Genomic DNA, 24,941 nt, shown 5'->3' with positions numbered 1-24,941 from the left:
CGGGATCCTCCACGTAGCGGACCACTCACGTACGGGATCCGCCACGTAGCGGACCGCTCACGTAGGCGACCCAGTACGAGCGCGACCCGCTTCGTGCGCGGGCGTCGACGTCAGGGGTGCAGCGACATCGGGCCGTAGACGACCCGGTCGTGCTCCAGGAGTGTCACCTGGTCCACGCCGGCCTCGGCCAGCTCCGCCCAGGTCTCGCCGACCCACGACTCGGCGTCGGCCTGGCTGAGGAACTCCTGGCCGGCGAACTCCGCGGGCACCTGGACGCTCGCGCCCTCGGCGTCCTCGAAGCGCCAGATCCACGGGCGCTCCTCCTTGACCGGTGGCCGGAAGGACGGCGGCGGGTCGGGGAGATTCATGACTCGCGCACCGAGGTGTCGACGAAGGGGAGCTTCACCAGCTGGAACTGCTCACGCCGGCCGCGGACGTCGACCCCCACCTGCGCCTCGGGGTTGACGACCGAGGAGACCAGGGCGAGTCCGATGCCCTTCTTCAGGGTCGGGGAGAAGGTGCCGGAGGTGACCTCGCCCAGCAGGATGTCGGGCACCAGGCTCACGCTCATGTGCGGGCGCGGGATCGCCCGGCCCAGCGACTCCAGCGCGACCAGCTTACGGCGCGGTCCGCGCTCCTTCTCGGCGAGCAGCGCGTCGCGGCCCCAGAAGGCGTCCTTCTTCCAGCCCACGGCCCAGCCGAGCCGGGCCTCGTTCGGGGTGACGTCGAGGGAGATGTCCTGGCCGTGCAGCGGGTAGCCCATCTCGGTGCGCAGGGTGTCGCGGGCCCCGAGCCCGCAGGGCAGGAGTCCGTGCGACTCGCCCGCGGTCATCAGCGCATCCCACAGGTCGCCGGCGACGGCGTTCGGCGCGACCAGCTCATAGCCGCGCTCGCCGGTGTAGCCGGTGCGGCACACGACGACGGTCTCGCCCTCGAACGGCGCCTCGACGAAGCTCATGTAGTCGTGGCCGGTCGGGAATCCCGCGGCCTCGAGCACCTCGTCGGAGAGCGTGCCCTGGACGGCGAGGACGACGTACTCGCGATGGAGGTCGACCACCTCGATCCCGTCGGGCGCGGCCTCACGGAGCCGGCGGACGACCTCGGCGGTGTTGGCGGCGTTGGGGATGAGGAAGACGCTGTCGTCGCTGCGGTAGTAGGCGATCAGGTCGTCGACGATGCCGCCGGTCTCGGCGTCACAGCACAGCGTGTACTGCGCCTTGCCGGGCGCGATCTTCGCCAGATCGTTGCTCAGCGTGGCGTTGACGAAGTCGGCAGCGCCCGGGCCGCGGACCTCCGCCTTGCCCAGATGGCTCACGTCGAAGATGCCGACGCCGGTGCGCACGGCGGTGTGCTCGGCGACGACGCCGGAGTACTCCACCGGCATGCTCCAGCCACCGAACTCGGCGAACTTCGCGCCCAGGGCCTCGTGGCGCTCGTGCAGCGGGGACCTCAGGAGGTCAGACATGCCACGGAACCTACCGCAGCCGCCCGAGTACCCTGCGGCAGTGACGTCGTACACGCTGCGCAATGCCAATCCCGCCAAGACCCGCGCCGACGCGGTCGTCGTGGGCGTGCTCACCGGCTCCACGAGCGGCAAGGGCTCGAAGGCGTCCAAGGCGGCGCCCCGACCGACCCTGGCCCCCGGCGCCGACGACATCGCCGAGGCCTACGGACGCCGCCTGGCCCCGCTGCTCGCCACGCTCGGGGTCACCGGCAAGGCCGGCGAGGTGGTCAAGGTGCCGACGTCGAAGACGATCTCCTCGCCGGTGCTGGTGCTGGTCGGTCTCGGCTCCACCGTGACGCCCACCGGCGTCCGCCGCGCCGCGGGCGCGGCCGCCCGAGCCGTCACGAACTCGGCCTCGGTCGCCCTGGCGCTGCCCGGCGACTCCCCCGACCTGGTGCGCGCGGCCACCGAGGGCTACCTCCTCGGCGGCTACACGTTCACCGCGCACAAGGGCACCCCTCCCTCCTCGTCGGGTCCCGCCGAGCTCGTCGTCCTCAGCCCGGTCGCGCGCAAGAAGGACGTCGCGGCGGCATTCGAGGAGGCCCAGGTCGTCGCCCGCGCGGTGAGCGGCACCCGCGACTGGGTCAACGAGCCACCCAACTCGCTGCGCCCCCCGAGCTTCGCCGACGCGGTCGTGGCGACGGTCAAGGACCGCCCTCGCGGCGCGGCGAAGGTGAAGGTGAAGGTCCTCGACGAGAAGGCCCTCGCCGAGCTCGGCTGCGGCGGGATCCTCGCCGTGGGAGCCGGCTCCGACGCCCCACCCCGCCTGGTCGAGCTCACCTACTCACCGCGGGGCGCGAAGACCCATCTCGCGTTGGTCGGCAAGGGCATCACCTTCGACAGCGGCGGCCTGTCGATCAAGCCCGCCCCGCGGATGCACGAGATGAAGTCCGACATGGCCGGGGCCGCCGCCGTCGTCTGGGCCACCCTCGCCATCGCCGACCTCGGTCTCCCGATCAAGGTCACCACCTACGCCGCGCTCGCCGAGAACATGCTCGGCGGCGCCGCCATGCGGCCCGGCGACGTTGTCACCATGTATGGCGGCACCACCGTGGAGGTTCTCAACACCGACGCCGAGGGCCGGCTCGTGCTCGGTGACGCCCTGGTGCTCGCCAGCGAGCAGAAGCCCGACGTCATCCTCGACGTGGCCACCCTCACCGGCCACATGGTCGTCGCACTGGGCGACCGGGTCGGCGGCGTCATGGGCGCCGATGACATCGTCGCGGCCGTGCTGGAGGCCGCCGAGGCCGCCGGCGAGGACCACTGGCCGATGCCGATCCCCGAGTTCATGGACGAACGGATCCACTCCAGCAAGATCGCCGACCTCGCCCAACACGACTGGATCCGCTGGGGAGGCGGGCTCTTCGCCGCGGCGTTCCTTCGCGAGTTCACCGGCGGCCTGCCCTGGGCCCACCTCGACATCGCCGGCCCCTCCTACAACTCCGGAGGCCCCACCGGCCACGTCACCAGCGGCGGCACCGGCGTCGCCGTCACGACCCTCATCGAGTACGCCCGCGCCCTGTCCGAACGCTGAGTCGGCGCGGTGCGCGTCGACTCAGCCCTCGGTGCGGCGCTGGGCCTTCATCCGGGAGTTGTACTCGCGCATCCGCTGCGGGATGCCGACCACAGCGGCGTCGTAGGACGGCACCTGGTGCTTGTTGGCGAAGTCGTGGGCCCACTTGACCGAGGGCACGCGGCGGCGGGTCCACTCGCCGTCGTGGGCGACCAGCAGCAGCGTCACCTCGCTGACGGCGGTGCGGGGCTCCACGAAGCCCTCGACGCCGCGGCGGCTGGTGACGAAGTCGCGCAAGTGCTGCTCATCGACGCGGCCCGAGGCCCGGACCGTGGTGGAGCCGGTGCGCTCGCCGCCGGTCGGGCGGCTCATCCGCTGACGTGAACCGCCGCGGAACCGGTCGAGGAATCCCATGACACCAGTCTGCCTGCTCGGACCAGACGCCGACGGCAAATTCGTCGCCCACGCCGTATCGGGTCCTTGTCGCGGTGATCACCGGTAGTGCAAGGATGGGGCCGGATCAACCTCGACCTGACCTCGATCTGTGTGGAAGGACCAGCGTGGCCGACTTCGACGTCCTCGTTCTCGGAGCGGGATCGGGCGGCTACGCCTGTGCGCTCCGCGCCGCCCAGCTCGGGCTCTCGGTCGGCCTGATCGAGAAGGACAAGGTCGGCGGCACCTGTCTCCACGTCGGTTGCATCCCGACCAAGGCGCTCCTGCACGCGGCCGAGGTCGCCGACAGTGCGCGCGAGTCCGAGCAGTTCGGGGTCCGCGCCAGCTTCGAGGGCATCGACGTGCCCGCCGTCAACGACTACAAGGACGGCGTGGTCTCCCGGCTCTACAAGGGCCTGTCCGGGCTCATCAAGGGGCGCGGGATCACCGTCATCGAGGGTGCCGGCATCGTCACCGGCCCGCGCGAGGTCACCGTCGACGGGACGGTCCACACCGGCAAGAACCTCGTGCTCGCCTCGGGCTCCTATCCCCGGTCGCTGCCCGGACTCGAGATCGACGGCGAGCAGGTGCTCAGCTCCGAGCATGCTCTGCGTCTGGAGCGCGTGCCCGAGTCGGTCATCGTGCTCGGCGGCGGCGTGATCGGCTGCGAGTTCGCGAGCGTGTGGCGCAGCTTCGGCGCCGACGTGACGATCATCGAGGCACTCCCCCACCTGGTGCCCGCCGAGGACGAGGCCGCCTCGAAGGCTCTCGAGCGCGCCTTCCGCAAGCGCAAGATCGGCTTCCGGCTCAACACCCGTTTCCAGGGCGTCGAGGTCGGTGACAACGGGGTCACCGTGACGGTCACCGATGCCGACGGCAAGGAGAGCACCCTCAAGGCCGATCTGCTGCTGGTCGCCGTGGGCCGTGGGCCCGCCACCGACGGGCTCGGCTACGAGGACCTCGGCGTCACCCTCGACCGTGGCTTCGTCGTCACCGACGAGCGCTGCCGCACCGGCGTCGAGGGCGTCTACGCCGTCGGCGACATCGTGCCCGGCCTCCAGCTGGCCCATCGAGGCTTCCAACAGGGCATCTTCGTCGCCGAGGAGATCGCGGGGCTCGACCCGCAGCCGATCGACGAGGCCGGGATCCCGCGAGTCACCTACTCCCACCCGGAGGTCGCCTCGGTCGGACTCGACGAGGCCGCGGCCCGGGAGAAGTTCGGCGACGACGACGTCGAGACCGTCACCTACGACCTCGGCGGAAACGGCAAGAGCCAGATCCTCAAGACGCAGGGGTTCGTGAAGCTCGTGCGTCGCAAGGACGGCCCCGTCGTCGGCGTCCACCTGGTGGGCGACCGCGTCGGAGAGCTCATCGGGGAGGCCCAGCTCATCTACAACTGGGAGGCCTACGCCGACGACGTCGCGCCCCTCGTCCACGCCCACCCCACTCAGAACGAAGCTCTCGGCGAGGCCCATCTGGCTCTCGCCGGGAAGCCCCTGCACGCCCACTCCTGACCCACCCAGAAGGAAGCAGCTAGCCATGGCCACCGAAGTCAATCTCCCGGCACTCGGAGAGTCCGTCACCGAAGGCACCGTCACCCGCTGGCTCAAGCAGGTCGGCGACGAGGTCGCCGTCGACGAGCCCCTGCTGGAGGTCTCCACCGACAAGGTCGACACCGAGATCCCCTCCCCCGTGGCCGGCACCCTGCTCGAGATCAAGGCCAACGAGGACGACACCGTCGAGGTCGGCGCCGTGCTCGCGGTGGTCGGTGAGGCGGGTGAGTCGTCCGGTGAGTCATCGGACGAGTCTGCCGAGGAGCCGGAGAAGTCCGAGGAGCCCGAGCCGGCCCAGGATGAGTCCGAAGAGCCCGAGCAGTCGGAGGAGCCGGAGCAGTCCGAGGAGCCGGAGCCGGCGAAGTCTGAGGAGCCTGCCGCGTCGAGCTCGTCGGGCGGCGGCTCGGCCGAGGGCACGGCGGTCACCCTGCCCGCGCTGGGCGAGTCGGTCACCGAGGGCACCGTCACCCGTTGGCTCAAGCAGGTCGGCGACGAGGTCGCCGTCGACGAGCCCCTGCTGGAGGTCTCCACCGACAAGGTCGACACCGAGATCCCCTCCCCCGTGGCCGGCACCCTGCTCGAGATCAAGGCCAACGAGGACGAGACGGTCGAGGTCGGCGCCGAGCTGGCGATCGTCGGCGACGGCTCGGCCGCGCCGGCCGACTCCGAGCCCGAGCAGAAGTCCGAACCCGAGCCGGAGCCGGAGCCCGAGCCCGAGCCGGAGCCGGAGCCCGAGCCGGAGCCGAAGAAGGACGAGCCGCAGCCCAAGAAGGACGAGCCGGCCAAGCAGGAGGAGCCGGCCTCGAAGGAGGAGGCGGCGCCGCCGGCCAAGGACTCCTCGTCCAGCTCGGCGGGCTCCGCGTCGGAGAGCACCAACTACGTCACGCCGTTGGTGCGCAAGCTGGCCGCCCAGCACAACGTCGACCTGTCCTCGGTGACCGGGTCCGGGGTCGGTGGCCGCATCCGCAAGCAGGACATCCTCGACGCCGCCAAGGCCGCCGAGGCGGCGAAGTCGGCCCAGCAGTCGGCCCCGGCGTCCTCGGCCGCCCCGGCCGCGAGCGCGGCGCCGTCGGCCCAGGCGCCGTCGGTCACCCCGTCCCCGCTGCGCGGCACCACGGAGAAGATCAGCCGACTGCGCAAGATCATCGCCGAGCGGATGGTCGACTCCCTGCAGTCGGGCGCCCAGCTGACGCAGGTGGTCGAGGTCGACGTCACCAACATCGCCAGACTGCGTGACGCCTCGAAGGCTGACTTCCTGGCCCGCGAGGGCGTGAAGCTGTCCTACCTGCCGTTCTTCGCCAAGGCCGCGATCGACGCGCTCAAGCAGCACCCGAAGCTGAACGCCACGATCGACACCGACGAGGGCACGATCACCTACTACGACCGAGAGAACATCGCCTTCGCCGTCGACACCGACAAGGGCCTGATCACCCCGGTCGTCAAGGACGCCGGTGACCTCTCGATCGCCGGCCTGGCGAAGAAGATCGCCGACGTGGCCGAGCGGACCCGCACCAACAAGATCGGTCCCGACGAGCTCGGTGGCGGCACCTTCACCATCACCAACCTCGGCAGCGTCGGGGCACTGTGGGACACCCCGATCATCAACAAGCCACAGGTCGGCATCCTCGGCCCGGGCGCGGTGGTGAAGCGGGCCGTGGTGATCGACGACCCGAACCTCGGCGAGACGATCGCGGTGCGCCACATGGTCTACCTCGCGCTCACCTACGACCACCGTCTGGTCGACGGCGCCGACGCCGGCCGCTTCCTCCAGGACGTCAAGGCACGGCTGGAGGCCGGCGTCTTCGACGTCTGACCGGCTTCAGCCACACGGCGAAGGCCCGCCCCGAGCACTCGGGGCGGGCCTTGCCGTCGTTCTACCTGCGAGCTACCTGCAAACTACCTGCAAATGAGAGGGCTCAGAGCTCGAACTCGGACGGGTCGATCCCGACGGCGTGACAGGCCTCGCGCACGACGGCCTTCTCCTGCTCGTCGAAGTTCCCGTCGGCGCCGCCGATGATGATGCCGATCTGGATCACCGCACGCGCCTCGGCCGGCTTCTTCTTGGTCTTGCCGACCTGCTGGATCAGCTCGACCTTGCCGAGCTGGTAGTCGGCGGTGAGCTTCTGGCAGCTCTCGTCGAACTTGGCCCGCAGGCTCTCGGGCGGGAAGTTGCTGAGCACGTCGTTGGTGGTGATCAGGCCCGAGACCTTCTGCCGCTCGGACTCGTCGATGCTGCCGTCGGCGGCGGCCACCAGGGCGCACATCGCCATGCTGGCGTCGCGGAAGGCGCCGCTCTGCAGATCGTTCTTCTTGGCGAGCAGCTGCTGCTGCATCCCCTGGGTGGACTGGCGCAACTGCTTCCAGATGGACATCGGTGGGCGACCTCATTCACGTCGGGGATGGGTTCGGGAGTGGTGAGGTCTCATCGTGCCCGACCGTTCCAAGGGCTGCTGCTGTGCCACCCTCGCCGGCGCATCTGACAGGCTCTGGGCATGGTCGACGTCGCCGAGTCCCTCTCCTCCCCCGCTCCCGAGCCGCTGCTGGTCGTCGTGGCGGGCGGCTCGGGGTTCCTCGGGTCGCACCTGCGCTCGACGCTGCGCGAGCGCGGGCACGAGGTCGTCACCCTGGTCCGGCGAGCGCCCACCGCGACCGACGAGTCGCCCTGGGACCCCGAGGCCGGCACCCTCGACAAGACCCTGGTGCGGGGCGCCGACGTCGTGGTGAACCTCGCCGGCAGCCCGACCCTGGGAAACCCGCACTCCAAGGGGTGGGCGCGGGAGCTGCGTGAGAGCCGGGTGCGGACCACGGCGCTCCTGGCCGACACGATCGCCCAGGCGAGCACCCCGCCGGCGTTCCTGGCCGGCAACGGCATCTCCTACTACGGCGACCACGGTAACCAGATGCTCACCGAGGCCTCCGACACCCGTGGTCATGCCTTCCTGACCACGGTCACCCGCGACTGGCAGGACGCCGCCGAGCCGGCGGTGGAGGCCGGGGCGAGGGTGTGCGTGCTGCGCACCTCGCCGGTGATGGACCGTCGGGCGGCGCCGCTGAAGCAGCTGCGGCTGCAGTTCCTGGCCGGTCTCGGCGGCCGGCTCGGCAACGGCCGCCAGTACATGCCGATGTCGTCGCTGCGTGACTGGGTCGGCGCGGTCACCTTCCTGGCCGAGCATCCCGAGGCCAGCGGCCCGGTGAACATCTGCCTGCCGAAGGCTCCCACCAACGCCGAGTTCACTCGGGTGCTCGCTCGCGACCTGCACCGTCTCGCCGTGCTGCCGGCGCCGGCACCGGCGATCCGGCTGGGCGCGGGCCGGATGGCGCCGGAGCTACTGGGTTCGTTGAACGTGCGCCCGGCCGCCCTGCTCGGCTGGGGCTTCCGGTTCCAGGACGCGGACGTGGAGGCCTGCCTCGCCACCGGCCTCAACCCGCGCGATTGACCACTGAGGCCATCTGCCACGCACCTGCCCCGGAGCGCCGGAGCACCAGGCGCCGCGTGCTCGCCTCGTCGCTGGGCAGGGTGACCCCCTCGGCGTCGACGTCGCTGCCGGCGGACCGTGCCGTGGCGCGGGCCACCCGATCGGTGACCTCGAGCACCAGCCGCCGCTCGCCCTCGGCCCGCACGGTGAGCTCGAGGACCTGGGTGCTGAGCTCGGTGATCCGGGCCCCGCGCCCGTTCCACGCCTGGAGCATCGCCGCGTCGCGGCGTCCGGCCACCGAGCCGGGCGTATAGAGCCGGAGCAGGGCTGCGACGTCGCCGTCGGTCCAGGCGCGCGCCCGCGCGGCGTCCCACTCGCGCAGGATGTCGCGCGGGCTCGCCCGGGCGCTGCTGGTGGGGGCCTCGGCGGCCGGACCCGCGTGCGCGGCCGGCGCGGCTGCGTCGAGGGACGCCTTCGCCGGCGGATCGAGGACCGCGATGCCGACCGCGAGCCCCACCCCGAGCAGTCCACCGAGCAGCACCGCCAGCAGGACCCGCACCCACACCTGTAGCGGCAGCTGAACCGGGATCCGAGATGACATGCGACGAGCATGGCCCAGGTCGGCCACCGGCTGCCGAGGTTCTCCACAGGCATACGCTGGACCGCGTGAGCGACCTGTCCTTCCGTGTCGCGGGGCTCGGCCCCGACGCCGTCGACTACCTCGCCGCGTGGGAGCTCCAACGCCGGGTGCACGCCGACGTCGTCGACGGGGCACCCGGGACCGTGCTGCTGCTCGAGCACCCGCCGGTCTACACCGCCGGCACCCGCACCGACGACCACGAGCGCCCGGCCGACCCTGGCGGCGCCGACGTGATCGACGTCGACCGCGGCGGCAAGATCACCTTCCACGGCCCTGGCCAGCTCGTCGGCTACCCGATCGTGCGCCTGCCGGCCCACGTGAAGGTCGTCGACTACGTGCGCCGGGTGGAGGAGGCGCTCATCGCGGTCTGTGCCGACTTCGGCCTCGACACCGCCCGCATCCCCGGCCGCAGCGGGGTCTGGCTCCAAGCCGACGGCGCCCGGCCCGAGCGCAAGATCGCCGCGCTCGGCATCCGGATGAGCCGCAAGGTGACCATGCACGGCTTCGCCCTCAACTGCGATGTCGATCTCGGCTGGTACGACCGGTTCGTGCCGTGCGGGATCGAGGACGCGGGGGTCACCACCCTCTCGGCCGAGACCAGCCGCGACGTCACCGTCACCGACGTCCTGCCCTCGGTGGAGCGGCACCTGCGGCGACTGCTCGCCTGGGAGCCCTACGAGCCCACGCCGTCCTACGAGCCGCGGCCCGAGCCGGCCCACGCCCCTCGTATCCCGCTGGTGCGACCGATCCGCTGACCCGCGGCGCGCCGCGGCGCGGCTAGCCCTGCTTCGTGGTCAGATGACCCGTCATCGACCGAGGAGGGGCAGGGCGTGACCGACTACGTCATCGAGACCACCGGGCTGCGCAAGGAGTTCCGCGGACGGCGCGGGCTGCGGGTGGCGGTCGACAACCTCGACCTCGCGGTGCCGGCCGGCGGCGTCCACGGCTTCCTCGGGCCCAACGGCTCGGGCAAGACCACCACGATCCGGATGCTGCTCGGCCTGGCCCGAGCCACCCAGGGCACGATGCGCCTCTTCGGCGAACCGGTGCCGCACCGGCTGCCTGCGGTGATCGACCGGGTCGGCGCCGTGGTGGAGTCGCCGAAGTTCTCGCCGAACTTCAGCGGACGCCACAACCTGCTGCTGCTCGCGCGCAGCATCGGTGCGCCCACCACCCGGGTCGACGCCGCCGTGGAGACCGTCGGCCTCACCGGCCGCGACCGCGACCGCTACAAGTCCTACTCGCTCGGCATGAAGCAACGACTGGCGATCGCCGCGACCCTGCTCAAGGACCCCCAGCTGCTGATTCTCGACGAGCCGACCAACGGCCTGGATCCGGCCGGGATCCGGGAGATCCGCGACACCATCCGCGACCTCGGCGAGCGCGGCGTCACCGTGCTGCTCAGCTCCCACATCCTCGCCGAGGTGCAGCAGGTGTGCACCTCGGCCACGATCATCGGCAACGGTCGCCTGCTCGCCTCGGGCAAGGTGGCCGACCTGCTCGACTCCGGGTCCACCGCCTACGCCGTCGAGATCGCGGATCCCGCGGCCGCCGCGCGCGTCCTCGGTGCCGCCGGCCTGACTGCCACGCCCACCGAGACCGGGCTCCGCGTCGAGACCCACGACGGCGCAGCGGTCACCCGCACGCTCGGCGAGGCCGGCCTGTGGCTCACCGCGCTCACCCCGCTGCGTCGGGACCTGGAGTCGGTCTTCCTCGAGCTCACCGCGGCAGACACCCTGGGCAACGCCGCGCAGGCTCACGATCCCGGCGCCGACCCGAGGGGCGGTGTCGCGTGATCAGGCTGATCGGGGTCGAGCTGACCCGCGCGCGGTGGCGGCGCGCCGTCCTGGTGCTGCTGATCACGATGATCGTCGCGCCGGTGGGCCTCGGCGTCATCACGATCCTCGACCAACAGCCGGCCTCGGCCGACGCCTACGCCCAGGCTGAGGCGAAGGCCGCCAAGGAGGCTGAACGACCACGGGTCAAGAAGGAGATCGCAGCCTGCCTCGCCGACCCGGAGGGGTACGGCGTCGGGCCGGCCGACGATCCCGAGGTGCTGTGCGAGGAGTGGTACGCACCGCAGCCGGAGTGGTACCTCGACTACAACGCCCTCGATCTCGACGCGGCGCGAGGGGATGCCGGACTCGCCGTCGCGGTGATCGTGGCGCTGCTCGCCCTGCTCGTCGGGACGACGTTCATCGGCCATGACTGGAACACCGGCTCGATGAGCAACCAGCTGATCTTCGAGTCCCGCCGCGGCCGGGTGTGGGCGGCGAAGGCGGTGGCGGTCACGCTGGTCACCGGAGTGATCGCGCTGGTCGGCACCAGCCTCTTCTGGCTCATCCTCGCCGCGCGGTTCTGGAGCGCGGACGCCGAGATCCCCGACGGCGCGCTGCTCGACGGACTCCAGCACGGCTGGCGTGGCGCCGCCGTCGCGGGCTTCGCGGGCCTGATCGGCTTCGCCCTCACCATGCTCTCGCGCAGCACCGTGTTCACCCTCGGCGTGCTCTTCGGAGTGGCGGTCGCGGGCAGCATCCTGATCAACCTGCTCTTCGACGACCCCGGGCCGATCGACCCCAGCATCAACGTCGCGGCGGTCATCAACCACGACTGGGACTACTACGTCCAGACCCCTGAGTACTGCTGGGACGGCTCGGAGGTGACCGAGGACATGCAGGCCGACTGCAGCGAGGAACGCACCCGCGACTTCGGCGACGGCGTCCTCTACCTCGGAGTCCTCGGAGGGGCGATCTGCGCGGCGTCCGTGCTGTCCTACCGGCGACGGGACGTGCCCTGACGCGGCGTAGGATCGACGGGTGACGTCCGCTCCTACCTCGCCCACCGCACCGAACGGCCGCAAGCTCCTCCGCCTGGAGGCCCGCAACGCGGAGACGCCGATCGAACGCAAGCCGGAGTGGATCAAGACCCGCGCCAAGATGGGTCCGGAGTACACCTCCCTGCAGGAGCTGGTGAAGTCCGAGGGGCTGCACACGGTCTGCCAGGAGGCGGGCTGCCCCAACATCTTCGAGTGCTGGGAGGACCGCGAGGCGACGTTCCTCATCGGCGGCGACCAGTGCACCCGGCGCTGCGACTTCTGTCAGATCGACACCGGCAAGCCCGAGCCGCTCGACCGCGACGAGCCCCGACGGGTCGCCGAGAGCGTGCAGAAGATGGAGCTGCGCTACGCCACCATCACCGGCGTCGCCCGCGACGACCTCCCCGACGGCGGCGCGTGGCTCTACGCCGAGACGGTGCGCGCGATCCACGAGCTCAACCCCGACACCGGCGTGGAGAACCTCGTCCCCGACTTCAACGGCCGACCCGAGCTGCTGCAGGAGGTCTTCGAGTCGCGGCCCGAGGTGCTGGCCCACAACGTCGAGACGGTGCCGCGCATCTTCAAGCGGATCCGGCCGGCGTTCAGCTACCAGCGCTCCCTCGACGTGATCACCGCCGCGCGCGACTTCGGGCTGGTCACCAAGTCCAACCTCATCCTCGGCATGGGTGAGACCCGCGAGGAGGTCTCCCAGGCGCTGCGCGACCTGCACGGCGCCGGCTGCGAGATCGTCACCATCACCCAGTACCTGCGCCCCTCGGTGCGCCACCACCCCGTCGAGCGGTGGGTCAAGCCGGAGGAGTTCGTCGAGCTCAAGGACGAGGCCGACCAGATCGGCTTCTCCGGGGCCCTGTCGGGCCCGCTCGTGCGTTCGTCCTACCGGGCCGGTCGGCTGTACCGTCAGGCGATGGACGCCCGCGCGTCCGTGTAATCCCAGTTCTCCCCGTTTCACCCCTAGCCCCTTTCAGCACGGCGAGCGAGGCACCGCAGCACATGGCACGCACCAAGAAGCCCAAGGAGACCGACCCCACCAAGATGGGGCGGCGCCAGCAGCTGGTCGAGACCTACCGGATGACCCGTGAGGTCGACCCCCGCATCGGCCTGTGGATGCTCGTCGCGTTCCTCGTGGGCGCCGCCATCGGCTTCGGGCTCTTCTGGCTGTTCCCGGGCTCGGGCACCTTCGGGCTGATCATGGCGATCATCGGCGGCCTGCTGTTCGGTCTGCTCGCGATGATGATCGTGTTCAGCCGGCGTGCCCAGCGGGCGGCGTTCAACCGGCTCGAGGGGCAGCTCGGTGCTGCCGCCCGCGCACTCACGATGCTGCGGCGCGGCTGGAAGACCGACGAGATGATCGGCTTCACCAAGCAGCAGGACATGGTGCACCGCGTCGTCGGCCCTCCCGGGATCGTCCTGGTCGCCGAGGGCAACCCCAACCGGCTCAAGCCACTGCTGGCCAGCGAGCGCCGCAAGCACGAGCGGGTGGCCGCCGAGACCCCGATCCACGAGGTCATCGTCGGTCACGACGAGGGTCAGGTGCGGCTGCCGAAGCTGGTCAAGCACGTCCAGAAGCTCGGCCGCCAGGTCAAGCCGGCCGAGATCACCGACATCCTCAACCGGCTCAAGGCGCTGGACGCCCAGCGGCCCAAGGTGCCGCTCCCCCGCGGCCCGGTGCCGACGTCGATGAAGGGCATGCGCGGCAACATGCGCGGCCGCTGAGCCGGCTGCTCCTCAGCGCTTGGGCTTGGCCGCCTCGACCAGTCGCGCGAACTCGTCGTTGCGCACCGTCGCTGTGTCTGCGGCGAGGTCGTGCAGTCCGCGCCCGTCGGGCTTGAACACCAGCGGCGGGATCACCAGCGCCACCAGGCCCTGGCGCAGCAGCATCCGCCACAGCCGGTGCGGACGGAGCCGGCCGTCGGCGGGGATCACCCGCAGCCCGGTGATGATCTTGCCGAACGACCCGGCCAGCAGCCAGGTGAACAGAGCCGACTCCACGACGTACACGCCGAGGGTGAGGAAGCCCGCCGGGCTTCCCGGCTCGAAGTACCTCTCGGGCCCTACGATCGCGAGCACGACCAGCATCGAGGCGAACCAGTCGATCAGCAGGGCGAGTGCTCGGCGGGCCCAGGAGGCGGTCTCGAACTCGACGGCGACCGGTTGTTTCACGCCCCTAAGCCTAGGAGTCGACGCCGCTCGCCCACGATCCGGTGCGGTGTTACGTGGGTGAAACAAAGTGGATACGGTCTGGAAACTGCTCGTTCGGTAGTTTGGCGACAGTGCCCGCGGCAGTGTCGCGGCGGGATCCGACGTGAGGTTTCAGGACTGTGGCCGCCAGGCGCACAGCCGAGGAGGACGAATGTTCAGCAACGCCGACGAGCTGCTCGCCTACATCCGCGAGGAGGACGTCGCCATGGTCGACGTCCGCTTCTGCGACCTGCCGGGCGTGATGCAGCACTTCACCGTCCCGGTCTCGTCCTTCGACGAGAGCGTCTTCGAGGACGGCCTCGGCTTCGACGGCTCCTCCATCCGCGGCTTCCAGGCGATCCACGAGTCCGACATGTCGCTGTTCCCGGACCCGACCACCGCCTACATCGACCCCTTCCGCGTCGCCAAGACCCTCGTCGTCAACTTCTTCATCCACGACCCGCTCACCGGTGAGCCGTACTCCCGCGACCCGCGCAACATCGCCAAGAAGGCGATGGCCTACCTGTCCACCACCGGCATCGGCGACACCGCGTTCTTCGCCCCCGAGGCGGAGTTCTACGTCTTCGACAACGTGCGCTTCGAGACCAAGGAGAACGCCGGCTACTACGAGATCGACTCAGCCGCCGGCGCCTGGAACACCGGCGACGCCTTCGAGAACGACAACCGCGGCTACAAGGTCAAGTACAAGGGCGGCTACTTCCCCGTGGCCCCCACCGACCACTTCGGCGAGCTGCGCGACGAGATGGTCATCGAGCTGGAGAAGGTCGGCCTGCAGGTCGAGCGTGCCCACCACGAGGTCGGCACCGCCGGCCAGGCGGAGATCAACTACAAGTTCGGCGAGCTGCTCAAGGCCGCCGACGACGTCATGAAGTTCAAGTACATCATCAAGAACACCGCCTGGCGCAACGGCAAGACCGCCACCTTCATGCCCAAGCCGATCTTCGGCGACAACGGCTCCGGCATGCACGTGCACCAGTCGATCTGGAACAACGGCGAGCCGCTGTTCTACGACGAGACCGGCTACGGCGGCCTCTCCGACATGGCGCGCTACTACATCGGCGGCATCCTCAAGCACGCGCCGTCCCTGCTCGCCTTCACCAACCCGACGGTGAACTCCTACCACCGCCTGGTGCCCGGCTTCGAGGCCCCGGTCTCGCTGGTCTACTCCCAGCGCAACCGCTCGGCCTGCGTCCGCATCCCGATCACCGGCTCCAACCCGAAGGCCAAGCGCATCGAGTTCCGCTGCCCCGACCCCTCGGCCAACCCCTACCTCGCCTTCTCCGCCCTCCTCCTGGCCGGCCTGGACGGCATCAAGAACAAGATCGAGCCCACCGACCCGATCGACAAGGACATCTACGAGCTCCCGCCCGACGAGATGGCCGACATCGAGCAGGTCCCCGCCTCCCTCGGCGCCGTGCTCGACCACCTCGAGGAGGACCACGAGTTCCTCACCGTCGGCAACGTCTTCACCCCCGACCTGATCGACACCTGGATCGACTACAAGCGCACCCAGGAGATCCTCCCGATCCAGATGCGCCCGCACCCGCACGAGTTCGAGTTGTATTACGACATCTGATTGGCGTGAATCAGGGACGGTCGATCAACGCCAAACGTTGACCAAAGATCGCCTCTGACTTGCGGAAACGCCGCCGACGACCTTCGTGGTCGTTCGGCGGCGTTTCTCGTTATTCGTCGGCGGCTTGTTGCATGAGTGGTACATGCGGCCAGCTATCAATGACTTGGCCGCCCGCTGCGGGCAGACAGGGACGACGCCGCCCACGGATTAGGTCGTCTCCGCGCGCCCTTGACCTCATGCTCGAAGAGCTGCCACCGACCGCACGAGCCCGTTTCGTTCGAGCGACGTAAGCACGTCCGCGACCGTGCCGGGCGGATTCGCCCAGGATTCAGCGATGCGCTGGACGGCGCCGTAGACCGTGTCGCGGCTGAGGTCGATCTGGTCGAGGATAAAGGCGTCAGGGCCTTTGGCCTCGATGTCCCAGGCAGGCAACTCATCCGGCGGGAAGTCCCTGAGGTTGCTGGTGACGATCACCTGTACTCGCGCCTTAACCGCAGCCGCGAGGACGTGGCGGTCGTCCGGGTCTGGCAGCTCCAGCGCGTCGACGAGCGGTTCGTAACCCGTGACGAGACAGTCGCGGACCGCCCGGTTCATCAGCTCGCGGGTCCGCTCGAGCCGGGCGCTCTCAAGGTCCGGGCGATTGATCTTCAGGTTCCGGAAGACCTCGTCGAGAATCTGGTCGGTCAACTTGGCCTGCACCAGGCCCGCCTGTGCGACTCGGATGAGGAGATCTCGGAGCGTGCTGGGGTAGAGCACGTTCGCGTCGTACAGGACGACGAATGCCACCTCAGAGCAGGCCCATCTCTTGGTTGAGCCGGGTCAGCTCGTCGGCAGCCTCACGGCGCTCCTGATCGTCGCGCGCGATGTAGGCCATCAACGACTGCGCCTTGATCCGCCGATGCTTGCCGACCTTGCGGTACTCGATCTCGCCTGCGTCGAGCAGTCCAATCAGGAACGGCCGGCTCACGTTGAGCAGATCGGCAGCCTGCTGGGTGGTGAGCTCGGCGTGCGACGGCACGACCGACACACCCTGCCCCGCAGCCATATGAGCAAGTACCCGAGCAAGCAGCTCAACCGCACCACGCGGAACTACGAGCGGCTCCTCATCGTCGCCGGCGACGTCAAGGCGAATCACACTTTCGTGATGGGTCGCCAGATATCCCTGGATATGCGGTAGGGCCTCCACTGCGGCGGTGATGTCCGCATCGTTGGGCTCGACGGGCGCAAGAGCTAGGACGGTCATGGCACGACTCCTTCCTTCACGCATTATTCGCAATGAACGAAGCAAACGCAATAGTCGATAGATCGGACGCGACACGTCCCGGCGCTGCGCGACACGCCCGCTACGTTGCGGCCATGGCGCGACTCGAGCCCAGCGCGCCTGTCTATGCGTTGCCGCAACCGGACGGCACCAGCGTGACGCTCGACGACCGAATGCTGCGAGGTCATGGGTCAGGGCACCTGTCCTGGGTGAGGCACCGCGGCAGTAGGACGGCCCTGCGCCAGCACGCTCTGCAGGAGGTCGGGGTCCAGGCCGTGGGCGACGATGCCGTCGCGGCCGACCATGGTCTGGGCGGCCACGAGGACGTTGACGATCGCTTCCTCGGTGGCCTCGATGACGGCGTCGTACAACGGGTCCAGGTGGGCGTTGGCCACCATGGTGAGCGGCACCTCGACCGGCGACTCGGATCCGTAGTCGCCGTTGGGCAGGCCACGGTTGCGGGTCGCGAAGGCGAGGAAGATGTCGCCCGACCAGTTCTCCCCGGCACCTCCGGTCCGCGCGACCCCGAGGCCGGCGCGCTGGGCCAGCGCACGGCACTGGTGCGGAAGCAGCGGCGCATCGGTGGCCACGACGACGACGATCGAACCGCCACCGGACCGGCCCGCAGGGAGCTCGGGCATCTCGGGCTCCGGGACGACGTCGAGTCCGATCGCGCGACCGACGGGGACCCCGTCGATCGTGAGTCGTTCACGCCGGCCGTGGTTGGCCTGCACCAGGACACCGACGGTGTAGCCGCCCGCCTCGGGCTCGAGGACCCGCGACGACGTCCCGGTCCCACCCTTGAAGCCGTGGCAGATCATCCCGGTCCCGCCACCGACGCCGCCCTCGGCGACCGCACCTCCCGTGGCGATGTCGAGGGCCTCGCGGACGTGGTCCGCGGTGAGGTGTCCGCCGTTGATGTCGTGGAGCACGCCGTCCCACGTCTCGGCGACGACCGGCAGCCTCCAGAAGGGGAAGCCGGCCGGCCGCGCCGAGGTCTCCGCTGCGATGAGGGCGTCCCGGACGACGCCCACAGCGTGCGTGGAGGTGATCGCGACCGGTGACATCAACAGGCCCGACTCCCCCAGCCAGGTGGCACCGGTGAGCTCGCCGTTGCCGTTGAGGGCATGCAGCCCGGCGAAGACCGGCTCCTGCCACGCGGGCTCGTCGCGTGGCAGGACGACGGTCACTCCGGTGCGCACCGGTCCCTGGCCGACGGCGAGCGGTCCGTCGCCGTCGACGAGGGTGACCTGGCCGACCCGTACGCCCGGAACGTCGGTGATGGCGTTCCAGCGCCCGGGTCGGCCACTTCCTGGGCGGATGCCCAGGTCGCGTGCGCGTCGGGTCACGCGCGCCTGTCCTCGTCGGGTGCGTGCCGGTGCACGGGGTGCGGCTCGGGGATGCTGTCGTCGCCCTCGGCCAGGAAGGTGCCGATGGAGTCGAGCACCTCGGGCCGCTTGGCGCGGGTGTAGAGCAGGAACAGCACGCCCAGGACGATCCAGCCGAGGTAGACGAAGGGCAGGACGCCGTAGGTGCCGTCCTGCAGCGGCCACACCGTCTTGTACAGCGGGTAGACGAAGATCAGCGACCCGACCACGCCCAGCACGCCGTGGCGGAACCAGTGGAACTCGCCGATCGAGCGCATGAACCGGATCATTCCAGCGTTGGTGAAGATGTAGGACACCAGGAAGGCGATGGAGATCAGAAAGCCGAAGTAGCCCCACACGTTGAACGGGCCTGAGATGAACGCGAGCGGGACGCCGAGCACGATCGAGACCACGCCCATCACGACGATGGCGCGTGCCGGGGTGGAGCGGGACGAGACCCCGCCGAGCCACCGTGGGAGCACGCCTTCGCGTCCCAGGGTGTAGAGCACACGCGCGCCGGCGATGAAGGCGGTCTGGCTGAACGCGAGGATGCTGCTCAAGGTCGCGATCACCACGATGGCCAGGCCGACGTCACCCCAGTAGTCCTGCGCGATCGTCTGCAACGGAGCCGGGTCCAGCCCGAACTCGTCCATCGCGTCGATGCCATAGCCGTAGACCATCGCGTAGCTGACGAGCACATAGAACGCCGGCACCAGGATCGCCGCGACCCAGAGCCCCTTCGGGATCCCACGACGAGCGTCCTTGACCTCCTGGCCCAGGGTCGCACCCTCCTCGATGCCGACGTGGGACAGCACGGCGTACGTCATGGCCAACCCGATGCCGGACCATCCGGCCGCTCCGGCCGCGCCGGGGGTGAACGGCTCGATGCCCAGCGAGCTGCCGTCGGAGGGACCCGTGATGAGGATGTAGAGCGCGAGCGAGAGCAGCACGACGACCTCGATCGCCAGCAGGCTCAGCGCGGCGTGCAGCGACTGAGAGATGCCGAGGTAGGCCAGGGCGCACACGTAGGCGAGTGCGACGGCGGTGAACAGCCACCAGGGGAGGCTGATCCCGAACTGGGAGTCGAGCCACTGCTCTACCCAGCCTCCGAAGACGGCGAATCCGGCGGCGGAGAACACCATGTAGGCGCCGATGAAGGTCCAGCCGTAGACGAACCCGATGTTCTTGCCCCAGGCCCGCGAGTTCCACGTGTAGAGGCCGCCCGTGGTCGGCAGCCGCTTGGAGAACTCGGCGAACGTGTTGACCAGCAGGAGGATGCCCGGCCAGACGATGAGGAAGGCGAGCACGAGGGCTGCGCCGGCGAAGGCCCCCATGAACTGCAGGTTGAGCGCGATGACGGACGCCGGGCCGCAGCCGGCGATGGACAGCACGGCGACCTGCTTCCAGTCGATCGCGTCGCGGCGCAGGCCCGGGTCCTGGCTGACTTGTGCCGGCGTCATCTCCCCGTGCGGGGAGGACGAGAACTCCCCGTGGGACTTGGGCTGACTTGTCATCACTTCACCTTCGTGTCGGAGCGGATGTGAGATCCGAGAGCGGAGCGGACGGCGTCGGCCGCGTGGCCGAGTGCCGCGGCGCTGCGCGGGCACTGCTCGGGGAACTGGGCGAAGCCATGCGTCTCCCCTGAGTAGGTGTGCAAGGCCGCCTCGACACCGCTGGCCCTCAGGGCCGCGGCGTAGGCGACGCCTTGGGGCTTGATCGGATCCCGTTCGGGGACGAGCACGACAGCGGGCGGCAACCCGGCGAGGTGGGCGTGGTCCAGCGGTGACGTCTCCGGCAGCCGACGGTCCACCAGCCGGGGAAGATAGCGGTCCTGGTGCGACTCCAGCTCGTCGCGCGAGAGCACCACGCCGTCGAGCGCCGGGTCGACGCCGGCCTCGAGGTCGGTCGTGGTGACCGGATAGAACAGGAGCTGCAGCCGGAGCGGTACGCCGGCGGCGCGGCAGCGCAGGGCCAGCGCGACGGCGAGGTTGCCCCCGGCGCTGTCGCCAGCCACGGCGAGACGCCCGGCGTCCAGCCCGTGCGCGGCGCCGATCGACCGCACCCACCCGACGGCGCACTCGGCGTCGTCGACGGGGGCCGGATAGGGGTGCTCGGGGGCGCGCCGGTAGCCGACGCTGAGCACCGCACACCCGCTGCGCGCGGCCAGCTCCCGGCACATCCGGTCGTGGGTCTCGATGCTGCCGAGGACCCACCCGCCTCCGTGCAGGTACACGACGACCGGGACGACCCCGGACGTCGGACGGTAGAGCCGGGCCGGGACGCCGGGCGCGACCCGGACGTCGAGCACCTCCGCGAGCCGCGGCCCGATGCCGGAGGCCGCGGCGCACTCCTGCTCGTAGACCGCCCGCGCCTCGGCGAGCGGCAGGAGGTGCAGACTGGGCCGGCTCATCACAGCGGCTCGAGGTACCGAGCCACTTCCCAGTCGGTGACTGCGACAGCCTGGGCCCGGAGCTCGGCGCGCTTCATCTCGACGTAGTGGCTGACGAAGTCGGCCCCGAGCCAGTCGCGGGCGACCTCGCTGCGCTCGAGGAGGTCGAGTGCCTCGCCCAGGCTCGACGGAAGGAGCGGCACCTCCCCCTGCGGCAGCGCGTAGACGTCGAGGTCGACCGGGTCGGGGGGTTCGATCTTCTGCTCGACGCCGTGCATCCCTCCAGCGAGGAGCGCCGCGGAGGCGATGTAGGGGTTGGCGTCGCCGCCGGGCTGCCGGTGCTCGAGGCGCGTGCCGTCAGGCCCCTCGCAGATCGCCCGGAGCCCCACCGAACGGTTGTCGATGCCCCATGTGGCGGTCGTGCCCGCCCAGGAGTACGGCACGTAGCGGCGGTAGGAGTTGGGTGTCGGCGCCATCAGCGCCGTCAGCTCGGCCATCGTGCTGAGCACTCCGCCGGCGAAGTGCCGCATCGTGGTCGAGATCTCGTGCGGGGAGGCAGCATCGTGGAAGGCTCCGCGGTCGTCCTCGTCGCGCAGGCTGACGTGCAGGTGGCAGCTGTTGCCGGCCCAACTGCTGGCCGGCTTGGCCATGAAGGTGGCGAGCAGGTCGTGCTGCCCGACCACCTCCTTCACCGCGGACTTGAAGAGGAAGGCGTCATCCGCGGCCTTCACCGACCGTCCGTAGCGCAGGTTGATCTCGAACTGGCCCGGTCCGGTCTCGGGGTTGCAGGCCTCGACAGGCAGGTCGTAGGCGAGCATCGCGTCTCGGATCAGGGCCCCGACGCCCTCCTGATGCGAACCGAGCACGACGCCGTACGTGCTCGGCGCCTCCTGCAGCGGCACGAGGTCCTCGGCACGCTTGTGGTGCAGGGTGCCGACCTTCTCGCGCAGGACGTAGAACTCGAGCTCGAGCGCGCTCACCGGCTCGTAGCCCAGGGTGCGGCTGCGCTCGACGACCCGGGAGAGCACGGACCGCGGAGAGATGGGCACCGGTCCGCCGTCGTGCGGCAGGTGCCAGTCGCTGAGCAGCAGCACCGTGTCCGCGTGCCAGGGCACGATGCGCGCGGTCGAGAGGTCCGGCTTGGCGACGATGTCGGGGTAGCCGTTGCGCTCGGTCGGGAAGTAGCCCTCGTGGCCCTCTGGCCTCGCGACGAGGTCCGACTCGTCGACGTGCATGACCCAGAAGACGTCGCACAGGGGCAGGCCGTGCTCCAGTACGCGGCCGAGCTGCGCGAGCGGGATCCGCTTGCCGCGCATCACGCCGTGGGTGTCGCTGCCCCCGAGGACGACGGTGCGGACGCCGCGGCGCTCCAGGATGCCGACGAGGTCGGCGTCCGCCCGGAGCTCGCTCTGGAGGTCACTCATGCGCTCACTTCCTGTTCGGCGTCGGGGCTGGGGTCGTCCAGGATGAAGCCTTCGTAGTCGCGGAGGACGACCTCGCGGGCTTCGCGGCGGTACTGCCCGCAGCCGGCGACGTAGGGCATGAACACCCGCGGCTTGCCGGGGATGTTGGCGCCGACGTACCACGAGGTGGCCTGTGGGTAGAGCGTGTCGGCAGCGAGGTCTGCCACGTGCTCCATCCACTGCGCCTCGGCCCGGGGCTCGGCCTCGATGCGATCGAGGCCGCGCTCGCGCAGGTGGGCTATGCAGTCGGCGATCCAGTCGACGTGCTGCTCGATGGAGACGACCATGTTGCTCAGCACGGACGGGCTGCCCGGACCGGTGACCATGAACAGGTTCGGGAACCCGGCGGACTGCAGTCCCAGGTAGGTGCGCGGCCCGTGCCGCCATCGCTGCTCGAGCGAAACTCCCCCGACCCCGGTGAGGTCGACCTCGGTGAGAGCGCCGGTGATCGCGTCGAACCCGATGGCGAACACGATCACGTCGACCTCGAGCGACCTGCCCGCCAACGCGATCCCGGCCGCAGTGATCCGCTGCATCGGGTGAGCGTTGAGGTCGACCAGCTCGACGTTGTCGCGGTTGAAGCACTCGAAGTAGCCGGTGTCGGTGCACGTGCGCTTCGTGCCGATGTGGTGCCGTGGCGAGAGCAGCGAGGCGACCTCGGCGTCCCGGACGATCTCGCGAATCTTGTCCCGGGCGAAGTCCTGCGCGATGCGGTTGGCCTCGTCGTCGGTGAAGAAGTCGGTGAAGCCGGAGGACAGGGCACTGATGCCGCCGCGCTGCCAGCCCTTCTCGAAGCGTTGTCGACGCTCCTCCGGGCTCGCCTCGGCGGTCCGCTTGGTGGGGCTGTCGACGGGCACACCGCTCTCGGAGTCGCGGCAGACCTCGCGCCGCTCGTCCCAGGAGTCGACTGCCCGTCGCCACTCCTCCTCGGAGAGCGGATGGTTCTGCGCGGGCATGCTGTAGTTGGGCGTGCGCTGCAGCACGTAGAGCTGTTCCACCTGGTCGGCGAGCGCGGTGACGGTCTGGATCCCGGATGACCCGGTCCCGACCACGGCCACCCGCTTGCCGCTGAGGTCGACGGGCGAGGTCGGCCAGCTGCCGGTGTGGTACCACTCCCCCTCGAAGTCGTCGAGCCCGGTGAAGCTGGGACGCTTGATCGTGGACAGGTTGCCGCTCGCCATCACCACGTAGGTCGCCGTCACGGTCTCGCCGCTGTCGCACGTGACGGTCCAGGCGTGCTCCTCCTCGCACCAGGTGGCTGCATCGACGCTTGTTCCGAAGGTGATGTCGCGGCGCAGATCGAAGCGGTCTGCGACATGCTCGAGGTAACGCAGGATCTCAGGCTGCGCGGCATACCGCTCGCTCCAGCGCCACTCCTGCACGAGGTCCTTGTCGAAGGAGTAGCAGTAGTCGATGCTCTCGATGTCGCAGCGGGCGCCCGGGTAGCGATTCCAGTACCACGTGCCGCCCACCCCATCACCGCGTTCGAAGACGCGGACGCTGAGTTCGAGCTCGCGGGCACGGTGCAACATGTACAGACCGGAGAATCCGGCGCCCACGACGACGAGGTCGACCTTGCCGGTGGTCACGACACCACCAGCGTCGTGTCGCGTGACTCCAGGTCGAGGGCCGCCCGAAACGCGCCGTGCACCTCGTCTCGACTCCATGGGTGCGGCGACATCGTGAGGAAGTAGTCGTCGAGCGCGGCGTCGCTGAGACTGTCGAGGTCAGACTCCGTCACCCCGAGATCACGCAGCACGGGGAACTCCAGGTCCGCGAGCAGCTCGCGGACAGCCCGGACCAGACGGGATCCGTCGCGGCTGCCGTCGTCGGGCACGCCCATCGCGTCGGCGACGCGTTCGAGCCGGTCGGGCACGTGGTGCCGCTCGCGCTCGAGGGTCTCGGCAAGGACGAGCCCGATGGTCAGGCCGTGCGGTGCGCCGGTCACGCCGCCGATGGCCTGGCCGAGGGAGTGCTCGGCGGTGCAGTCGGAGATGTTCATCGCGAGCCCGGCCATCATGCTGCCGCACGACATCTCGGAGCGCGCCGTGTGGTCCTGGCCGTCGCGATACGCCGCGAGCAGGGACCGGCCCATGAGCCGGACCGACTCCAGCGCGATCGCGTCGCCGATGGGTGTGCGCACCTTGGCGACCACGGCGGCGATGCCCTGAGCGAGAGCATCGATCCCGACGTTGGCGGTCATCGTCGGCGGCATGCTCCAGGTCAGCTCGGGGTCGACGACGGCGTGCTGCGCCCGGAGGTGCGGGTGGGCGATACCAGACTTCCGGTCGTTCTCGGTGTCGGTGACGACGGCGCCGCCGGAGACCTCGGAGCCGGTGCCGGCGCTGGTCGGGACGGCGACGAGTGGCACGTCGGGGGCCGGGTAGGTGCGCGCCGATCGGAGGAACTCGCTCAAGGTGCACTTCACCTGCACACAGAGACGAGCCGCTTTGGCGGTGTCGATCACGGAGCCTCCGCCGAGCGCGACGATGGCTCCACAGCCGGACTCTCGGATCTGCGCGGCGACGTCGTCGACCATCGTGATCGTCGGCTCGCCGGCCGGCTTCTCGATGCGGCTCACCTGGAGCCCGTCCAGGGCGCGGACGACGGCGGCGGCCGCGGGGTTGAACTGCTCGAGGCCTTCGTCGATCAGGAGGGCGATCCGGTCGACGCCGAGGTCCTCGAGCAGGGCCGGCAGGCGGAGCGCTGCCCCCTCCCCGAACTCGACGCGTACGGGCAGGTGGTTGACGAACGGCAGAACGGGCTGGCTCACGGTGTGTATGTCTCCGGAT

General features: G+C 70.1%; 24 protein-coding genes. 10 read left to right on the top strand and 14 right to left on the bottom strand.

Annotation, left to right across the window (positions count from 1 at the left end; translation table 11 throughout):
* Window positions 1–110: 110 nt before the first annotated feature.
* Window positions 111–368 carry a hypothetical protein gene (locus WMR31_RS07665; protein ID WP_340538197.1) on the bottom strand — a complete coding sequence of 86 codons (258 nt, stop codon included), beginning with the start codon at window positions 366–368 and terminating at the stop codon, window positions 111–113.
* Entirely contained in the window at window positions 365–1,465 is a 1,101-nt protein-coding gene (gene gcvT / locus WMR31_RS07660) for a glycine cleavage system aminomethyltransferase GcvT (RefSeq protein WP_340538196.1), read from the bottom strand. The genes WMR31_RS07665 and gcvT overlap by 4 nt, the downstream gene beginning before the upstream one ends.
* Window positions 1,466–1,505: 40 nt before the next feature.
* On the opposite strand from gcvT, the gene WMR31_RS07655 reads away from it, so the two are divergent.
* Window positions 1,506–3,038 carry a leucyl aminopeptidase gene (locus tag WMR31_RS07655; RefSeq protein ID WP_340538195.1) on the top strand — a complete coding sequence of 511 codons (1,533 nt, stop codon included), beginning with the start codon at window positions 1,506–1,508 and terminating at the stop codon, window positions 3,036–3,038.
* A 21-nt stretch (window positions 3,039–3,059) separates the two neighbouring features.
* Here WMR31_RS07655 and WMR31_RS07650 read toward each other — a convergent pair whose 3' ends face one another.
* Complete coding sequence (locus WMR31_RS07650; RefSeq protein ID WP_340538194.1) at window positions 3,060–3,431, bottom strand: hypothetical protein; 372 nt, start codon at window positions 3,429–3,431, stop codon at window positions 3,060–3,062.
* Between the two features lie 146 nt (window positions 3,432–3,577).
* On the opposite strand from WMR31_RS07650, the gene lpdA reads away from it, so the two are divergent.
* Both lpdA and sucB read left to right on the top strand, forming a co-directional pair.
* The gene (lpdA, locus tag WMR31_RS07645) at window positions 3,578–4,963 is read left to right on the top strand and encodes a dihydrolipoyl dehydrogenase (RefSeq protein WP_445321613.1); all 1,386 of its coding nucleotides are present in this window, start codon (window positions 3,578–3,580) and stop codon (window positions 4,961–4,963) included.
* A gap of 25 nt (window positions 4,964–4,988) precedes the next feature.
* Complete coding sequence (gene sucB, locus WMR31_RS07640; protein ID WP_340538192.1) at window positions 4,989–6,815, top strand: 2-oxoglutarate dehydrogenase, E2 component, dihydrolipoamide succinyltransferase; 1,827 nt, start codon at window positions 4,989–4,991, stop codon at window positions 6,813–6,815.
* Window positions 6,816–6,918: 103 nt separating this feature from the next.
* Here sucB and WMR31_RS07635 read toward each other — a convergent pair whose 3' ends face one another.
* The gene (locus WMR31_RS07635; RefSeq protein ID WP_340538191.1) at window positions 6,919–7,374 is read right to left on the bottom strand and encodes a tellurite resistance TerB family protein; all 456 of its coding nucleotides are present in this window, start codon (window positions 7,372–7,374) and stop codon (window positions 6,919–6,921) included.
* A gap of 120 nt (window positions 7,375–7,494) precedes the next feature.
* On the opposite strand from WMR31_RS07635, the gene WMR31_RS07630 reads away from it, so the two are divergent.
* Window positions 7,495–8,439 carry a TIGR01777 family oxidoreductase gene (locus WMR31_RS07630; protein ID WP_340538190.1) on the top strand — a complete coding sequence of 315 codons (945 nt, stop codon included), beginning with the start codon at window positions 7,495–7,497 and terminating at the stop codon, window positions 8,437–8,439.
* Here the strand turns inward: WMR31_RS07630 and WMR31_RS07625 are convergent.
* The gene (locus WMR31_RS07625) at window positions 8,423–9,019 is read right to left on the bottom strand and encodes a Cif family virulence factor (RefSeq protein WP_340538189.1); all 597 of its coding nucleotides are present in this window, start codon (window positions 9,017–9,019) and stop codon (window positions 8,423–8,425) included. The genes WMR31_RS07630 and WMR31_RS07625 overlap by 17 nt on opposite strands.
* Window positions 9,020–9,084: 65 nt before the next feature.
* Here WMR31_RS07625 and lipB point away from each other — a divergent pair, with 65 nt between their 5' ends.
* From lipB to WMR31_RS07600, 5 genes are all read left to right on the top strand, one after another.
* Window positions 9,085–9,813 (top strand): lipoyl(octanoyl) transferase LipB, encoded by a 729-nt coding sequence (gene lipB, locus WMR31_RS07620; RefSeq protein WP_340538188.1) that lies wholly within the window; start codon window positions 9,085–9,087, stop codon window positions 9,811–9,813.
* 75 nt (window positions 9,814–9,888) lie between these two features.
* The gene (locus WMR31_RS07615) at window positions 9,889–10,854 is read left to right on the top strand and encodes an ABC transporter ATP-binding protein (RefSeq protein WP_340538187.1); all 966 of its coding nucleotides are present in this window, start codon (window positions 9,889–9,891) and stop codon (window positions 10,852–10,854) included.
* Window positions 10,851–11,855 (top strand): ABC transporter permease subunit, encoded by a 1,005-nt coding sequence (locus WMR31_RS07610; protein WP_340538186.1) that lies wholly within the window; start codon window positions 10,851–10,853, stop codon window positions 11,853–11,855. Before WMR31_RS07615 ends, WMR31_RS07610 begins: the two co-directional genes overlap by 4 nt.
* A 19-nt stretch (window positions 11,856–11,874) precedes the next feature.
* Window positions 11,875–12,822 carry a lipoyl synthase gene (gene lipA, locus WMR31_RS07605; protein WP_340538185.1) on the top strand — a complete coding sequence of 316 codons (948 nt, stop codon included), beginning with the start codon at window positions 11,875–11,877 and terminating at the stop codon, window positions 12,820–12,822.
* Window positions 12,823–12,884: 62 nt separating this feature from the next.
* Window positions 12,885–13,607, top strand: a complete 723-nt coding sequence (locus WMR31_RS07600) for a DUF4191 domain-containing protein (protein WP_340538184.1) — start codon at window positions 12,885–12,887, stop codon at window positions 13,605–13,607.
* Window positions 13,608–13,619: 12 nt separating this feature from the next.
* Here WMR31_RS07600 and WMR31_RS07595 read toward each other — a convergent pair whose 3' ends face one another.
* Complete coding sequence (locus tag WMR31_RS07595) at window positions 13,620–14,054, bottom strand: RDD family protein (protein ID WP_340538183.1); 435 nt, start codon at window positions 14,052–14,054, stop codon at window positions 13,620–13,622.
* A 190-nt stretch (window positions 14,055–14,244) separates the two neighbouring features.
* Between WMR31_RS07595 and glnA the strand changes: the two genes are divergently transcribed.
* On the top strand, window positions 14,245–15,669 hold the full coding sequence (glnA, locus tag WMR31_RS07590) for a type I glutamate--ammonia ligase (protein ID WP_340538182.1): 1,425 nt from the start codon (window positions 14,245–14,247) through the stop codon (window positions 15,667–15,669).
* A gap of 234 nt (window positions 15,670–15,903) precedes the next feature.
* Here glnA and WMR31_RS07585 read toward each other — a convergent pair whose 3' ends face one another.
* The 8 genes from WMR31_RS07585 to WMR31_RS07550 form a co-directional block, all read right to left on the bottom strand.
* Window positions 15,904–16,455 (bottom strand): PIN domain-containing protein, encoded by a 552-nt coding sequence (locus WMR31_RS07585; RefSeq protein ID WP_340538181.1) that lies wholly within the window; start codon window positions 16,453–16,455, stop codon window positions 15,904–15,906.
* Window position 16,456: 1 nt separating this feature from the next.
* Window positions 16,457–16,912 carry a helix-turn-helix domain-containing protein gene (locus WMR31_RS07580; protein WP_340538180.1) on the bottom strand — a complete coding sequence of 152 codons (456 nt, stop codon included), beginning with the start codon at window positions 16,910–16,912 and terminating at the stop codon, window positions 16,457–16,459.
* A 209-nt stretch (window positions 16,913–17,121) separates the two neighbouring features.
* On the bottom strand, window positions 17,122–18,279 hold the full coding sequence (locus tag WMR31_RS07575; protein WP_340538179.1) for a DmpA family aminopeptidase: 1,158 nt from the start codon (window positions 18,277–18,279) through the stop codon (window positions 17,122–17,124).
* Complete coding sequence (locus WMR31_RS07570; RefSeq protein WP_340538178.1) at window positions 18,276–19,811, bottom strand: APC family permease; 1,536 nt, start codon at window positions 19,809–19,811, stop codon at window positions 18,276–18,278. The genes WMR31_RS07575 and WMR31_RS07570 overlap by 4 nt, the downstream gene beginning before the upstream one ends.
* Window positions 19,811–20,707 carry an alpha/beta hydrolase gene (locus WMR31_RS07565; RefSeq protein WP_340538177.1) on the bottom strand — a complete coding sequence of 299 codons (897 nt, stop codon included), beginning with the start codon at window positions 20,705–20,707 and terminating at the stop codon, window positions 19,811–19,813. The genes WMR31_RS07570 and WMR31_RS07565 overlap by 1 nt, the downstream gene beginning before the upstream one ends.
* Window positions 20,707–22,110 carry a glutamine synthetase family protein gene (locus WMR31_RS07560; protein WP_340538176.1) on the bottom strand — a complete coding sequence of 468 codons (1,404 nt, stop codon included), beginning with the start codon at window positions 22,108–22,110 and terminating at the stop codon, window positions 20,707–20,709. The genes WMR31_RS07565 and WMR31_RS07560 overlap by 1 nt, the downstream gene beginning before the upstream one ends.
* Window positions 22,107–23,738 (bottom strand): flavin-containing monooxygenase, encoded by a 1,632-nt coding sequence (locus tag WMR31_RS07555; protein WP_340538175.1) that lies wholly within the window; start codon window positions 23,736–23,738, stop codon window positions 22,107–22,109. The genes WMR31_RS07560 and WMR31_RS07555 overlap by 4 nt, the downstream gene beginning before the upstream one ends.
* Window positions 23,735–24,922: an iron-containing alcohol dehydrogenase family protein gene (locus WMR31_RS07550; RefSeq protein WP_340538174.1), complete on the bottom strand. Its 1,188-nt coding sequence runs from the start codon at window positions 24,920–24,922 to the stop codon at window positions 23,735–23,737. The genes WMR31_RS07555 and WMR31_RS07550 overlap by 4 nt, the downstream gene beginning before the upstream one ends.
* Window positions 24,923–24,941 lie beyond the last annotated feature (19 nt).

Origin of the sequence: Nocardioides epinepheli, assembly GCF_037936805.1 — a bacterium.
GTDB lineage: Bacteria > Actinomycetota > Actinomycetes > Propionibacteriales > Nocardioidaceae > Nocardioides.
The sequence above is the reverse complement of the archived record's forward strand: the minus strand, read 5'-3'. Positions and strand labels throughout refer to the sequence as shown.

Excerpts from the sequence above, each read along its gene's own strand:
- WMR31_RS07665 (WP_340538197.1), bottom strand. The coding sequence starts at position 368 with ATGAATCTCCCCGACCCGCCGCCGTCCTTCCGGCCACCGGTCAAGGAG.
- gcvT (WP_340538196.1), bottom strand. The coding sequence starts at position 1,465 with ATGTCTGACCTCCTGAGGTCCCCGCTGCACGAGCGCCACGAGGCCCTG.
- WMR31_RS07650 (WP_340538194.1), bottom strand. The coding sequence starts at position 3,431 with ATGGGATTCCTCGACCGGTTCCGCGGCGGTTCACGTCAGCGGATGAGC.
- sucB (WP_340538192.1), top strand. The coding sequence starts at position 4,989 with ATGGCCACCGAAGTCAATCTCCCGGCACTCGGAGAGTCCGTCACCGAA.
- WMR31_RS07635 (WP_340538191.1), bottom strand. The coding sequence starts at position 7,374 with ATGTCCATCTGGAAGCAGTTGCGCCAGTCCACCCAGGGGATGCAGCAG.
- WMR31_RS07630 (WP_340538190.1), top strand. The coding sequence starts at position 7,495 with ATGGTCGACGTCGCCGAGTCCCTCTCCTCCCCCGCTCCCGAGCCGCTG.
- WMR31_RS07625 (WP_340538189.1), bottom strand. The coding sequence starts at position 9,019 with ATGTCATCTCGGATCCCGGTTCAGCTGCCGCTACAGGTGTGGGTGCGG.
- WMR31_RS07600 (WP_340538184.1), top strand. The coding sequence starts at position 12,885 with ATGGCACGCACCAAGAAGCCCAAGGAGACCGACCCCACCAAGATGGGG.
- glnA (WP_340538182.1), top strand. The coding sequence starts at position 14,245 with ATGTTCAGCAACGCCGACGAGCTGCTCGCCTACATCCGCGAGGAGGAC.
- WMR31_RS07580 (WP_340538180.1), bottom strand. The coding sequence starts at position 16,912 with ATGACCGTCCTAGCTCTTGCGCCCGTCGAGCCCAACGATGCGGACATC.
- WMR31_RS07570 (WP_340538178.1), bottom strand. The coding sequence starts at position 19,811 with ATGACAAGTCAGCCCAAGTCCCACGGGGAGTTCTCGTCCTCCCCGCAC.
- WMR31_RS07565 (WP_340538177.1), bottom strand. The coding sequence starts at position 20,707 with ATGAGCCGGCCCAGTCTGCACCTCCTGCCGCTCGCCGAGGCGCGGGCG.
- WMR31_RS07560 (WP_340538176.1), bottom strand. The coding sequence starts at position 22,110 with ATGAGTGACCTCCAGAGCGAGCTCCGGGCGGACGCCGACCTCGTCGGC.